General features: G+C 36.6%; 12 protein-coding genes. 11 read left to right on the top strand and 1 reads right to left on the bottom strand.

Features of this window, described 5'->3' with window-relative positions; genetic code table 11:
* Positions 1–455: 455 nt before the first annotated feature.
* Positions 456–917, bottom strand: a complete 462-nt coding sequence (locus G6N06_RS19240; protein ID WP_163518330.1) for a hypothetical protein — start codon at positions 915–917, stop codon at positions 456–458.
* Positions 918–977: 60 nt separating this feature from the next.
* Here G6N06_RS19240 and G6N06_RS19235 point away from each other — a divergent pair, with 60 nt between their 5' ends.
* The 11 genes from G6N06_RS19235 to G6N06_RS19185 all read left to right on the top strand — a co-directional run bounded on the left by G6N06_RS19235 (position 978) and on the right by G6N06_RS19185 (position 12,688).
* The gene (locus G6N06_RS19235; protein WP_163518329.1) at positions 978–1,394 is read left to right on the top strand and encodes an SET domain-containing protein-lysine N-methyltransferase; all 417 of its coding nucleotides are present in this window, start codon (positions 978–980) and stop codon (positions 1,392–1,394) included.
* A 110-nt stretch (positions 1,395–1,504) separates the two neighbouring features.
* Positions 1,505–1,903: an SET domain-containing protein-lysine N-methyltransferase gene (locus G6N06_RS19230; RefSeq protein ID WP_163518328.1), complete on the top strand. Its 399-nt coding sequence runs from the start codon at positions 1,505–1,507 to the stop codon at positions 1,901–1,903.
* 826 nt (positions 1,904–2,729) lie between these two features.
* Positions 2,730–3,500 carry a DUF6090 family protein gene (locus G6N06_RS19225; RefSeq protein ID WP_163518327.1) on the top strand — a complete coding sequence of 257 codons (771 nt, stop codon included), beginning with the start codon at positions 2,730–2,732 and terminating at the stop codon, positions 3,498–3,500.
* A gap of 29 nt (positions 3,501–3,529) precedes the next feature.
* A complete protein-coding gene (locus G6N06_RS19220; RefSeq protein WP_163518326.1) occupies positions 3,530–4,564 on the top strand; it encodes a serine hydrolase domain-containing protein in 1,035 nt (344 codons plus the stop codon).
* 187 nt (positions 4,565–4,751) lie between these two features.
* A complete protein-coding gene (locus G6N06_RS19215; RefSeq protein WP_163518325.1) occupies positions 4,752–5,546 on the top strand; it encodes an endonuclease/exonuclease/phosphatase family protein in 795 nt (264 codons plus the stop codon).
* A gap of 169 nt (positions 5,547–5,715) precedes the next feature.
* Positions 5,716–6,354 carry a hypothetical protein gene (locus G6N06_RS19210; RefSeq protein WP_163518324.1) on the top strand — a complete coding sequence of 213 codons (639 nt, stop codon included), beginning with the start codon at positions 5,716–5,718 and terminating at the stop codon, positions 6,352–6,354.
* Positions 6,355–6,426: 72 nt separating this feature from the next.
* Positions 6,427–7,458: a sensor histidine kinase gene (locus G6N06_RS19205; RefSeq protein ID WP_163518323.1), complete on the top strand. Its 1,032-nt coding sequence runs from the start codon at positions 6,427–6,429 to the stop codon at positions 7,456–7,458.
* Positions 7,455–8,243, top strand: a complete 789-nt coding sequence (locus G6N06_RS19200; RefSeq protein WP_163518322.1) for a LytR/AlgR family response regulator transcription factor — start codon at positions 7,455–7,457, stop codon at positions 8,241–8,243. The genes G6N06_RS19205 and G6N06_RS19200 overlap by 4 nt, the downstream gene beginning before the upstream one ends.
* Positions 8,244–8,449: 206 nt before the next feature.
* On the top strand, positions 8,450–9,937 hold the full coding sequence (locus G6N06_RS19195) for a M28 family peptidase (protein WP_163518321.1): 1,488 nt from the start codon (positions 8,450–8,452) through the stop codon (positions 9,935–9,937).
* 443 nt (positions 9,938–10,380) lie between these two features.
* Positions 10,381–11,265, top strand: a complete 885-nt coding sequence (locus G6N06_RS19190; protein WP_163518320.1) for a bile acid:sodium symporter family protein — start codon at positions 10,381–10,383, stop codon at positions 11,263–11,265.
* A gap of 145 nt (positions 11,266–11,410) precedes the next feature.
* The gene (locus G6N06_RS19185) at positions 11,411–12,688 is read left to right on the top strand and encodes an erythromycin esterase family protein (protein ID WP_163518319.1); all 1,278 of its coding nucleotides are present in this window, start codon (positions 11,411–11,413) and stop codon (positions 12,686–12,688) included.
* The last annotated feature ends 68 nt before the right edge of the window (positions 12,689–12,756 follow it).

Here is a 12,756-nt window from a genome sequence, read left to right as displayed (position 1 = left end):
GTAACTTTAGAGTAGATTATCATGGATAGGTTTTTAGATTAACGAATTAAATTTCAACACTTTAATTTACTAAAAATCTATCTTTTTTTATACAAAAAAATCAAATATTATCAATCGAACTCAGGTTTGTAGATAGGGGAGAGACATGAGCCACAATGAGAATCGGTGTTAAGGTTTGATTGAATTGGCAGTCTGGGTAAATCTGTGAGATTTTCGGGAAAGGAAACAGATAACCAATAAATTGAAGGTAATCCATATTCGGGAAAAACTATGACCTAAATAACATGTTTACAGATTTGATGCGTTTTTAGATATAAGTTTTGAATTCTAAAAATTGTGGTTATGGTTTCAAGGTCTTTTATCTCTGGGTACCGATCTATCGATTTTTAGTATCAACGTCTAAATCAAAATTATAATGGAAGATTGTACTTAGGATGCTCCCTAAAATAAAATTATTAATTGCCACTTTTATGTTCAATCTTTGGCACTGCCTTGTTCTCGACTTTTGGCAAAGCTTTGTTTTCAACTTTTGGCAAAGCTTTGTTTTCAATCTTAGGTAAAGCTTTGTTCTCAACCTTCGGCAAAGCCTTATTTTCTACCTTTGGGAAAGTTTTGTTTTCAACTTTTGGGACTGCCTTGTTTTCTATCTTAGGTAAAGCTTTGTTCTCAACCTTCGGCAAAGCCTTGTTTTCAACCTTTGGCATAGCTTTGTTTTCAACCTTTGGGGCAGTTTTGTTTTCTACCTTAGGGACCTCTTTTTTTCCAACTTTTGGAAAAGTCTTTTTTTCGACCTTAGGCAATTCCTTGGTTTTAGATTGTTCGACTGGTGCTTTCTGGGTTTCCTTTTTTACCGGAACCTGAGCTTTTAATCCCAATATTATTAACATGGAACCAATAGTGGTGAAAATTCTTTTCATATTTTCTGTAATTTTGTAACTTGATGTAAGTTAGTATTTTAAGATGAATTAGAAAAACAAATGAAACTTTCTCTTTTAAAAAAAAGTCGTTCGTTCATCATACACCAACCTGTGGAATTATACCTTTCACCTAGCTCAATTCATGGCTTAGGGGTGTTCAGTCATGTGCCTATAAAAAAGGGAGAAGTGATTGAAATAGCTCCACTCCTTATTGGTTCTGCGGAAGACTATGACTTACTTTCAAAAACAGCATTGCGCGATTATTATTTTATTATCGCAGATCCAACAGCGCCTATCGCAGTTGGATTGGGCTTTGCATCTTGGTATAATCATATGTGTCCTGCAAACGCCACCTATTCTATTCATAAAAAAAAGAAGACAATAAGAATTAAGGCAAAGGTAGACATTGAAGTAGGCAAAGAAATAACGATCAATTATCACGGAACTTTTAATGATAATTCTCCTATTGAGTTTTAATATCATCATAAATCCATTCATTCAAAAAAAGCTTAAATTAGTTGATTCGATTGCGATTGAAATTATGTTTTTGATTAACTATCTTATACAATCCTAGAAAAAATCAGACCATGAAGGGTGCATTATACATTAAGGAAGTCCAAGGAAAAGGCAGGGGTGTTTTCAGTTCTGCACCAATTGTTGCCGGTGATATTGTGGAATCTTGTAAGATGGTGGTTTTTAATCCTGAGGACTATGATCTTTCAACGGCAAGCTTTCTGATAAATTATAGTTTTTTTATAGACAGAGACAAAAATATTGTTGGTCTTGCCTCAGGCTTTGGCTCATTGTATAACCATGCTGCACCTGCCAATGCAACACACAAAATCTATAAAGGTGATAATAGGGTCGATATAGTGGCCCTGCGTGATATTGCTAATGATGAAGAAATATGTATTAATTATCTTGGTGCTTTTGATGATACATCAACAAGCTGGTTCGATAACAGAGGACTGGAATATCACCCGTGATAACATATAGTTTTTGTTGATTTCGCTTCAAATTCATTCTGATTCGGTTTTGTGTTCCTGTTCTCCCGATAGGTTTCATTTGTAGACCTAAATTTTACTGGCTTGTTCCATTCATCTTTTTTCTTTGCTTTTTCAGGGTTGGAGTAAATGCCCTTCAATTCTTCATATCTGTCCAAGAGGTATTTGCACCTTTTATATTAATTATTTATCTTTAAATCAATAAAAACATCCCATTTTCGGCATACTTTACAGCTTTGGTTCCTTTTGAAAGATGTATTCAATTGGACCACTCTCAGCTTAATCCATAACCAAATCTGTTGGTCCCAAATTGCACTGGTATTGAACAACCAATAAAAAATAGATACGAATATTAATAAAAAATTATTCCAATAACAATGTAGGGATTGGACACCATACTGAGGAAACAAGTCAACTTTGTTGCATGACGGAATGAGTCAACTTGCAACAAGGGACGGATATTCTCCTTGGAATATATTTTAAGTGGTAACCTTTTTGTAAAAAATATCAACCAAAAAGAGTAGATTCCTTCGATGATTAACTTGTACAATATACCATAAAGGGCACACGGAAATCAGCATTGGCTGCATTATATGACCAGCACTTTCTATACAAAAACAAAACATATGGAAAACTTGATATTAAAGCGTAGAGTTAAATAAAAATATATCAAATTTTAGGTACGTACATATTCCTTGGTCTGAATATAACTTGATACAATTACTTTATATGTGAAGGAACCTGTAGTTTCAAGTAGCGTTTGTATTATCAAAAACGGTCGAGACTCCCCAGTTTCTCGAGAAATATTATGATTACATTTTTTCGGAAAATAAGAAAAAATCTACTGTCGGAAGGTAAATCAATTCGATATCTCAAATATGCTATCGGTGAAATTATTCTGGTGGTGATCGGAATATTGATTGCCCTGCAAATCAATAATTGGAATCAAAATCGAATGGATAATAAGGTAGAACACATCTATTTGCATGGGTTAAAAGTAGAGTTTCAAATAAGTAAATTAAAGTTAGAAGAATTAATATCCGTAATTCATAAAAATTATTCTGGCGCCCAGGAGATTTTAAAATATATCCATTCGAAAAACGAATTGCCTTCCGAATCTGAGTTTTCAAAATTATTGTACCAAACATTTTCAGAGGACGTTGCATTTAATCCGAATACTTCGCTCATTTATGAAATGATTAATTCTGGTAATCTTAAAAATCTTAAAAACACCAATTTAAGAAAACATTTGACCAATTGGATTTCCACTTTAGAAGATGTTTCCAAGCAGGAGGAAGAACTTGCAAGCCAAAGAATAAAAGTAATAGACATGTTTAGGACAAATGAGGCAAGTTTAAGCGTTGTTTTTAAACAGGCAGGTGTATATAGTGATCTCGGCTTGCCAAAGTCGAAAAATGAGATGAGTAATTTAGGCCTATTGGAATCCACAGCATTTGAGAACAATGTATTGATTTTTATCCTTACATGCTATGCCACAGAAAAAGCACATTTTCAGCCATTGATGCGAGACCTTGACACTATCTTAGACCTTATAAGAAAAGAAATAGAGCAGCAATAGAAACATGTCATGATGAAACTCTAGAAAAAATGTCGACAAAAAATATCATTAGAATACTACTCGTTGTTGGGACCATAACCTCCTTGTATTTTGTACCATGGCCTATTGTTAAAGCATGGGCAAAGCCATTGCCCGATACGGTCCAAGAGCAAGTGAATGAAGCGATAGATATGGGTTTTGACGGAATTATTGTATATATAGATTTAGGGCGTAAACAACCAGCTTACTTTGCTGCCGGTTATAAAAACAGAGAAAATAAAATCCCTGCCGATCCGCATGCATTATTCAAGATAGCTAGCCTGGGAAAACTCTATAATGCCTTGACCATTGCTAAATTAGTGAGAAACCATAAACTCTCATTGGATAAAACCCTCGCGGATTATTTACCTGATTTGGTAGGCCGAATTGAATATGCTGATGAGATTACTTTAAGGATGATGGTGCAGCATCGTAGTGGCATTCCTAATTACACAGATACATTTAATTATTGGGTTGCTCCCAAAGAAACCAATGTCGAGAAACTCACTTTGGTGCTTGACCTACCTGCAAGTTTTAAACCTGATAAGGATTATGAATATTCAAACACCAATTATTTGTTGCTGTCAAGAATAATGGACACTGTGCTCGGTTACAATTCATTTCAATATATAATGGAAGACATTTTAATGCCCTTAAACTTGGCTAATACGTTTGGCTCAATAAACGATGTCATCGTAGATGATGTTATGAGTGGTTACTATGTTGGATATGATTCCGATTTAAAAACAGACAATATCGGCTTGATATTGGCTACTGCCGAAGATTTGGGGATTTTCATAAGAGCCTTAAATGATGGTTCGGTATTTAAAGATAAAGAAGAACAGGAAATTTACTCTTCTATTTATAAATATGGACATACTGGATTAATTCCTGGCTACCAGACAATTGCTAAATATCATAAAGACATCGATGCAGTAGTCATTCAATTCACAAATACGGTCAATTTTGACGGATACAATTGGAATTTGTCCGAAGTTGAGTACAACCGAATCTTAAAGATATTGAGAAAGAAAGGACTTCATTAAATTGTGTATTAAAGCACTCGTCTTTCAAATAAAACTAACTTCACCTAGTACCCAAGAGTAGGTAAACCATTCCTTTTAGTCTATTTTGAATAGTTCTGTTTTGACTAAAACAATTGGTTTCCTTGCTTACGAAAGTCTTTTAGCATAATTTTAGAGACTCTCGTGATGTCTTGTTAATTGTATAAAGATGAAAAGAATCGTATATATCCTCAGTTGTTTCATTGTTTTCAGCTCCTGTAAATTCAAACAAGAGCAATCTATTGATCTTAAAATCATGTCGTATAATATCCGACACGGAAAAGGATTAGATACTATTTTGGACTTATCCCGAGCAGCTGCTCTCATAAAATCGCAAGCCCCAGATTTATGCGGATTGCAGGAAGTGGATCAATACTGTTTACGTTCAGAAAGTGTAAACCAAACAGAATATTTGGCTAAAGAAACAAATATGGAAGGCACTTTTGGTAAATTCATGGATTATCAAAATGGCGAATACGGCCTGGCAACTTTATCTGCCAAACCATTGGTTTCTACAAAAGTGTTGCAGTTGCCCGATGGAAAGCATGAGCCAAGATCTTCAATCATTCAGGAAGTAGCTCTAAGCAAAGATTGCAACATTGTATTTGCAAACGTTCATTTTGATTGGATCAGTGGCAACGAAGGAAGTGCCAACCGATTAAATCAGGCAAAAGCTTTGATGGCCTATATAGATAGCTTGGATAAGGCAACGATTATTACGGGCGATTTTAATTGTACACCCGATTCGCCAACGATGCAGTATTTTGCTGAACAAGGTTTTGTTTTTGTAGAAAAGGGCGATGATAATTTAAGTTTTCAAGGAGAAGATACAGCTGAAATTGACCATTTGATTTACAGAAATTCTGAACTTGTAAAATTTAAAACCAAAAGCATTCAACTATTAAACGAACCTATAACTTCCGACCATCGACCTCTGATCGTAGACTTAGAAGTGGTTTTTTAAGTACCGATATAAATTATTGATCCATTTCAGGGCATGATACCTTAGATCGGATTCATCCCTAATTCTCCTTAGCCTATCCGATTTTTTCCTGTATTCATTGTTTTGTTCTTGAACTTAAAACACCTCTGATGTAGTTTTACACCAATAAAATTTAAAACAACATTTAATTATGAACAGAGAATTAATATTTTTAAGAACATTTGCTGTGGCAACAGTAATTGGAATGGTTGGGCTTACGAGTTTAGCATTTAAAACAAGCGGAAATCAAAAATTTAGTGAGATCGATGTGGAACGCATCAATGTGGTTGAAAAAGATGGCACCGTTAAAATGATTATTACCAACGTGGATCGTTTTCCAAACGGAAAAGACAACATCAACGGAAGGCCCACAAACGAGACTAGAAAAAAACGCTCGGGAATGCTGTTTTTCAATGAAGATGGAATTGAATGTGGAGGTTTTATCTATGACGGACAGAAAAACGAAAACGGGCATAGCTCTGGATTGTCCTTGACCTACGACCAATTCGACGGAGACCAGGTTATGCAATTAATTACTCAAGATCATATGGAAGGTGATAAGAGATTTGTAACTAGCAATCTGGTGTTCAACGATCAGACCGGTAAGACCTCCTCTCAGATGGTTCCGCGTATGATGCTCGGAAAAACAGGGTCTGGAAGCAATGGATTGTTTATTTTGGCTGATGATGGGAGTCCAAGAGCTATGTTTTACGTAGATAAAGAAAACAATGCCAAGCTTGACTTTTATGATGAAAAAGGAAATGTTATATCTTCATTTCCCGAAAAATAAAAATAACTATCTAATTAAAAAAGGTCCTGTAGAAATGCAGGACTATTTTGTAAATTGTACGGCAAATTGGTAATGAAAAAACTCCTTAACAGACTTTACGCAAATCGATACTTTCTTCTGTTCATTATGTTGTTTGCTTATGTAAGCTCCATCTATGATCGGATCAGTGCAGAAGGAGAATTGAATGTGTATACCTTTACTCCCGATGCCTTTATTTACAGCCTGATTAATGTCGCCATCCTATTTCCGATCATCCTATTTTTCATCAGACGCTGGCAAAAGTCTGATGTTTTCAGTACACAGGAAATATTGAAGATATTCGGTTCGTCTATCGTGTCTTTTGTCCTGATAATGCTAATGTTAGGATTAGTGATGGCTCTTGTCTATGGTGGCGTGGAAAGAAATTTTGGTGGAAAACGGCTCCCCCTTGAAATCATTAGCAGCGGGTTAGACGGTTTGATCTATGGCAGTTTTTTTCTCGCCTATTACTATTACCAAAAAGATAAAAAACATCAAATACAACTGGCAACGTATCATCATGCGCTTGCAGAAAGCAAGATCAATCAACTTAAGACACAGCTTAATCCGCATTTTCTTTTTAACAATCTCAATATTTTAGACCAGCTGATTGAAGAGGACAAGGACAAAGCATCAGAGTTTCTCAATAAATTTGCCGAAATTTACCGCTATGTGTTACAGGCATCAGATAAGGAAATCGTCCCACTTGAAGAAGAATTGGTCTTTGCAAAACAATATTTCAACCTTATTCAACATAAATATGGAAACGCTTACCAATTGAATATCGAAAGCAAAAACGGTATTGGTTTCATTGCACCTTTAACCTTGCAATTGCTGATTGAAAATGCCGTAAAACATAATTTAGGAACAGCAGAACATCCGGTTGTCATTGCTATAAGCGTTGCAGATAAAATCACGGTTTCAAATACCCTCAACTTAAAAAAGAATAGTAAAACCTTATCAGGTCGAGCATTGAACAATTTAAAAGAACAATACCGATTGCTGACCAAAAAGACGATTGGGATACATCAATCTGCGGACGCCTTCTGGGTCACTATTCCCTTTATTCATCCATCTCATAAATGATACGAATCCTCATCATAGAAGACGAAATTCCCGCAAGAAAAAAACTGAAAAGATTTATTGCGGAATTGGATACACCAACCCAAATTAAGGACGAAATCGATACTGTTGATCGTTCTGTGGAATTTCTTAAAAACAATCAGGTGGATTTGATTTTTTCAGACATCGAATTATTGGACGGCAATGCTTTTGAAATTTATCATCAGGTCTCAATTTCCTGCCCCATTATTTTCACTACGGCCTATGACCAATTCTGGATGGATGCTTTTGAGAGTAACGGCATCGCCTATCTCTTGAAACCGTTTTCTAAGGATCGGTTCCAAAAAGCTTGGGATAAATTTCTGTTGTTTCACGCCAAAAGCGTGACAGGTCGGGATCAAGAATCTGAGGAGAACAATTGGATGGCCAATATTAAAGCCCTTATTAAACAAAACATCGTAGAAAAATCCTACAAAAAAAGATTTTCTATAAACACCAATCAAGGGATTTACTTTTTAGATACCGAAAATATTATTTTTTTCGCTGCTAGTGAAGGCGTCGTTTTCGCCTATGATACCAAAGGTAAAAACCACTTGCTTACAGAATCTACTTTGAAAGAAATAGAAGAACAGCTCAATCCTTCAGATTTTTTCAGAATCAACCGTAGCCAACTGGTCAATAAACCACACATCGAAAAAATAGAGCGCTATTCTAAAAACGTACTGGCCATAAAATTGAAAGATCATAAAAATCATCTCAAAACCAGTCAGAGCAACACAGCGGCGTTTCGGGAGTGGGTCGAAAAATAAAAGCGATAACACAATTCTATAACTGACCTGAATTTGTTAGAGCTAAAGTCCAGCTGGGTGCCTGGCTTTATTTTCTATTCGGTTTGTTTTCACTAAATTAGTTGATTACCCGCTTAACGAAACCCTTAACATCGTCATTAATACGATGAAAACGTGGGGTGTAATGGTAAAAGGTATAAAACAATAACTCACATTAAATCATTAGAATGAAAAAATTGGCATTATTACTCGCGCTTGGATGTATTTTTACCCTGACTGCACAAACCGAAATTGAAAAAGTATCAGAAACCATTAGCAAGTCTGAGATTGAAGGTCATATTTATTTTTTGGCTGATGATCTTTTAAAAGGACGAGAAACGGGTTCTCCTGAGCTCAAAATTGCAGCTTCATATTTAGCCAATAGCTTTCGTCGTTATGGTGTAAAACCTAACCCAAAAACCGGAACCTATTATCAAGAAGTAAAACTTAAACGCAAATTCCCTCCAAAGGATGTATCCATAGTAATAAATGACCAAGTTATTACTGACTACGTAGTTATTCATGCTGCTGCAATGGCATCAAACCAAGATGCTATTTTTTTAAACTATGGTTTAATTGATGATTATAAAGGAAAGGATGTCAAAGGTAAGGTGGTTATTGTAAAGGCGGGGAGTCCTGAAACAAACGATGGAAGAGCGGCATTTAGATTGCGTCCCACCAAAGAAAAATTGGCCAATGAACATGGCGTGGCCGCTATTATTGAGTTGATGAATGTTGACGATGGGACCTGGAGATTTATTGATCACAATTTTAATGAGCCGACCCTGAGCGTTGATATGGATGATAATGATAAAAACAGCAATAGCGATATCGTCTATGTTTGGGTTTTAGATAAAGATGGGAAAAAGGCTGAACAGTTAAGTGCAGCCAGAACAATCAGTTCTGCAATTGCTATTGGCGAAAAACATGAGGAAGCGGTGATCTCCCAAAATGTTATAGGTGTAGTTGAAGGTACCGATGCAAAGCTTAAAAATGAATACATCATTTATTCTGCACATTATGATCATATAGGAATTGGTCGGCCGGACGCAACTGGAGATTCTATTTATAACGGTGCAAGAGACAATGCTGTTGGTACAACTACCGTGTTGAGCATGGCCAAAAACTTAGCCAAATATCCAACAAAACGCTCGGCATTGTTTATTCTTTTTACTGGAGAAGAAAGAGGTCTTCTGGGAAGCAGTTATTATGTTGAAAACCCAGTATTACCCTTAAACCAAATGGTGTATTGCTTTAATAGTGATAATGCAGGTTATAACGATACTTCAGTGATATCTGTAGTAGGTCTGACCCGAACTACAGCCGAAGACAATATCGTGAGTGCCGCTAAAGCCTTTGGGTTAAGAGCCATTGAGGATCCCGCCGAAGAGCAAGGCCTATTTGATAGAAGTGATAACGTCAATTTCGCTCAAAAGGGAATTCCAGCGCCTACATTCTCTCTAGGCTTTACCTCGTTTGATGGTGACGTGACCAAATACTATCATCAAGCAGGAGACGAGGCAGATACCTTAGATTATGATTATTTGCTAAAATTCTTTCAAGCTTATGTACTGGCAGGTCGCAATATTGCTAATGACAGACAGACCCCCGTATGGAACAAAGGTGATAAATATGAACAGGCTTCCAAAGAACTGTATAAAGTACAAACGAATTAGATAAAACCAGGGGTTCATCACATTTGATGACAGGGTAACGTGTTTTATCATAACACCCACAGCTCATCTGTCTATTCTGCAGCCACGATAAAACTGTATGGAAGATTGGATGTGGGATTGTTTTTTTTATGGTAAATGGCTCTGTCTGGAAAAAATCACACTACAACCCCAATCGGACTTATCCATGTCGGAAAAAACATTATCTCAGTTGAAAATCGTCGTTAGACTTAATCCTGAAAAATTATTCATAACGCAATTTCAAAGCACTATGCGTTTTGACTTTTTTCAACTTAAATTTATTATTTCGAAAAGCACTGTATGTCTTATTTTTCGATAATTCGCTCTATTTTTAGTATGTTAGCCTCTTGTGCTTATAATTTACCTTAGGCAAAATGTGTTGCTTACATGACCTATGGGCAAAATAAAATCTAATCAATCAACCTATGACAGCAGCTGAAATCATAAGCAACATATTTTTACCATTATCTCTTGCCATCATTATGCTGGGCATGGGAATGACCTTGATGCTTACCGATTTCAGTAGGATCCTAAAAAATCCGAAAGCCATTTTAATTGGTCTTGGCAATCAGCTTATATTTTTGCCAATAATAGGATTTTCGTTAGCTCTAGCTTTTAATCTACATCCTGTAATGGCAGTAGGTTTAATGATTTTGGCCACTTGTCCCGGAGGCCCAACGAGCAATCTGATCACACAGGTTTGTAGAGGAAATATCGCATTATCAGTGACGTTAACTGCTATTTCAAGTATTATCTGTGTCTTTACAATTCCGTTTGTTTTGTCTTTTGCCTTAGCTTATTTTGGCACTGACACCGGTGTCACCATCAAGCTCCCTATATTAAATACCATCATTCAAATAATGGGAATCACCATCATTCCAATTTCAATTGGCATGTTCATTCGCAGATTGAAGCCAGACTTTGCCAGACGAATGGAAAAACCAATGCGTATTGCTTCGACTGTAATTTTCATTATCGTCTTTTTTGCTGTATTGGCTGCAAATTTCAACATCTTGGGCACAGCAATGAAAGAAGTGGGACTGCCTACTTTATTGTTAAATATCCTTACTATGGGATTGGGATATCTAACGGCTCGATTGTTCAAATTGGATTTAAAGAGTGCCATTTCCATCTCAGTGGAAAGTGGTATTCAAAATGGAACCTTGGCCATCGTGATTGCTACATCGATATTAAACAATTTTGAAATGAGCATTCCAACTGCAGCCTATGCCATATGGATGTTTATAACTGGTGGTATTCTTATGTGGTTACTAGGCACTAGGGTTGACGTACAATCTAACGAAGTATAGCACTCAGTAGAGATCTCCCTAAATCTGGAAGGGACAATGTTTGCAGGTTTTTAAGTGTTCTTTGCAGAATCTTATATATACAGACGAGATAATCCCCTCTGGTTTACTTGATAAGCACATTAATATTCATTATCTTGATTCTCATATGAATCAGTTACTATCAACATACTTTTTAGGGTTTTTATTAGTGTTTGGCAGTATGCTTTCTTCAGCACAAGATATGAGACAAAAAGCTATTCCTCTTGAAGGAGATCAAAGTTTGGACAGACTAATTGCTGCAGCTGCCGATAAGGAATTGGTGTTATTGGGTGAAGCAAGTCACGGCACCCATGAATACTATTTATGGCGAGATAAAATCAGTCGACGATTGATATCAGAACAAGGCTTCAGTTTTATTGCGGTAGAAGGTGATTTTGCTAGTTTATACCATCTCAATCTCTATGTGAAAAATTTGGATGGAGCTGCGAAATCTGCCAAAGAAGTTTTATTAAAACTCAACCGATGGCCAACTTGGATGTGGTCCAATGAAGAGGTTGTAGCATTGGCCGAATGGCTCCGCAATCATAACGACAAATTGCCTCAAGATAGGAAAGTAGGCTTTTACGGGATGGATGTTTATGATGAATGGAATTCCAAAAAAGAAGTTTTGGATTTGCTTAAAACAACTGACCAGACTACCTATCACTATGTGAAAGATCAATATAAATGCTTTGAGCCGCACAAGGGAGATAGTTGGAGTTATGCCCATGCGGTGAACGCTGGGAAGGATGCATGTACAACGGCTACAAAAAATGTGGTGGATTACATAAGGAACAATCGAAAGAAGTTATCAGAACTTTCAGATGACGCTTATTTTTATTTGCTGCAAAATGCGATTGTCGTACAGAATGCTGAGGAATTCTACAGGGAAAGTGTTGCTTCAAGAGGACCCGGTTCATGGAATTCACGAGTTCATCACATGCATGGCACCGTCAATGAATTATTGAATCTTTATGGTGAACATTCCAAGGGCATTGTTTGGGCGCACAATACGCATATTGGCGATGCGGAATATACCAACATGCGAAGTGCAGGCCAAAAGAACATTGGTCAACTTACCCGAGAAGGATTGGGAGATGCTAATGTGTTCTTGATCGGTTTTACCACTTATGAGGGAAAGGTGATGGCAGGTTCGAGCTGGGGAGCTCCAATGAAGGAAATGACCATTCCACCTGCTATTCCCAATAGTATAGAATACAAGTTGAATCAAGTTGATCAGGACAGCTTTTATATCATTTTTGATGAAGAAGATCGAAAGGAAAAAAATCTAAAAACAATGGGCAATAGAGCTGTGGGCGTGGTCTATAATCCGCGAGGTGATAGACTGGATAGGACGGATAAAGTGAGCCACTCGCAGCGGATGAAAGTGAGCATAGCAAAGTAAGTGCTCAAAATCGATTCATCTGTGGTTAAATTTAGTGATTATTTTTTAGTTTTTTACGCATGGATTCT

Source organism: Gelidibacter japonicus, assembly GCF_010725055.1.
In the GTDB taxonomy this organism is placed as follows: Bacteria; Bacteroidota; Bacteroidia; order Flavobacteriales; family Flavobacteriaceae; genus Gelidibacter; species Gelidibacter japonicus.
Note: the sequence above shows the minus strand (reverse complement) of the source record. Positions and strands in the feature narration are given on the sequence as shown.

What these genes read in the sequence shown, in the direction of transcription:
- G6N06_RS19195 (WP_163518321.1), top strand. Translation starts at nt 8,450, where the DNA reads ATGAAAAAATTGGCATTATTACTCGCGCTTGGATGTATTTTTACCCTG.
- G6N06_RS19230 (WP_163518328.1), top strand. Translation starts at nt 1,505, where the DNA reads ATGAAGGGTGCATTATACATTAAGGAAGTCCAAGGAAAAGGCAGGGGT.
- G6N06_RS19185 (WP_163518319.1), top strand. Translation starts at nt 11,411, where the DNA reads ATGAATCAGTTACTATCAACATACTTTTTAGGGTTTTTATTAGTGTTT.
- G6N06_RS19235 (WP_163518329.1), top strand. Translation starts at nt 978, where the DNA reads ATGAAACTTTCTCTTTTAAAAAAAAGTCGTTCGTTCATCATACACCAA.
- G6N06_RS19215 (WP_163518325.1), top strand. Translation starts at nt 4,752, where the DNA reads ATGAAAAGAATCGTATATATCCTCAGTTGTTTCATTGTTTTCAGCTCC.
- G6N06_RS19210 (WP_163518324.1), top strand. Translation starts at nt 5,716, where the DNA reads ATGAACAGAGAATTAATATTTTTAAGAACATTTGCTGTGGCAACAGTA.
- G6N06_RS19220 (WP_163518326.1), top strand. Translation starts at nt 3,530, where the DNA reads ATGTCGACAAAAAATATCATTAGAATACTACTCGTTGTTGGGACCATA.
- G6N06_RS19205 (WP_163518323.1), top strand. Translation starts at nt 6,427, where the DNA reads ATGAAAAAACTCCTTAACAGACTTTACGCAAATCGATACTTTCTTCTG.
- G6N06_RS19240 (WP_163518330.1), bottom strand. Translation starts at nt 917, where the DNA reads ATGAAAAGAATTTTCACCACTATTGGTTCCATGTTAATAATATTGGGA.
- G6N06_RS19225 (WP_163518327.1), top strand. Translation starts at nt 2,730, where the DNA reads ATGATTACATTTTTTCGGAAAATAAGAAAAAATCTACTGTCGGAAGGT.
- G6N06_RS19200 (WP_163518322.1), top strand. Translation starts at nt 7,455, where the DNA reads ATGATACGAATCCTCATCATAGAAGACGAAATTCCCGCAAGAAAAAAA.
- G6N06_RS19190 (WP_163518320.1), top strand. Translation starts at nt 10,381, where the DNA reads ATGACAGCAGCTGAAATCATAAGCAACATATTTTTACCATTATCTCTT.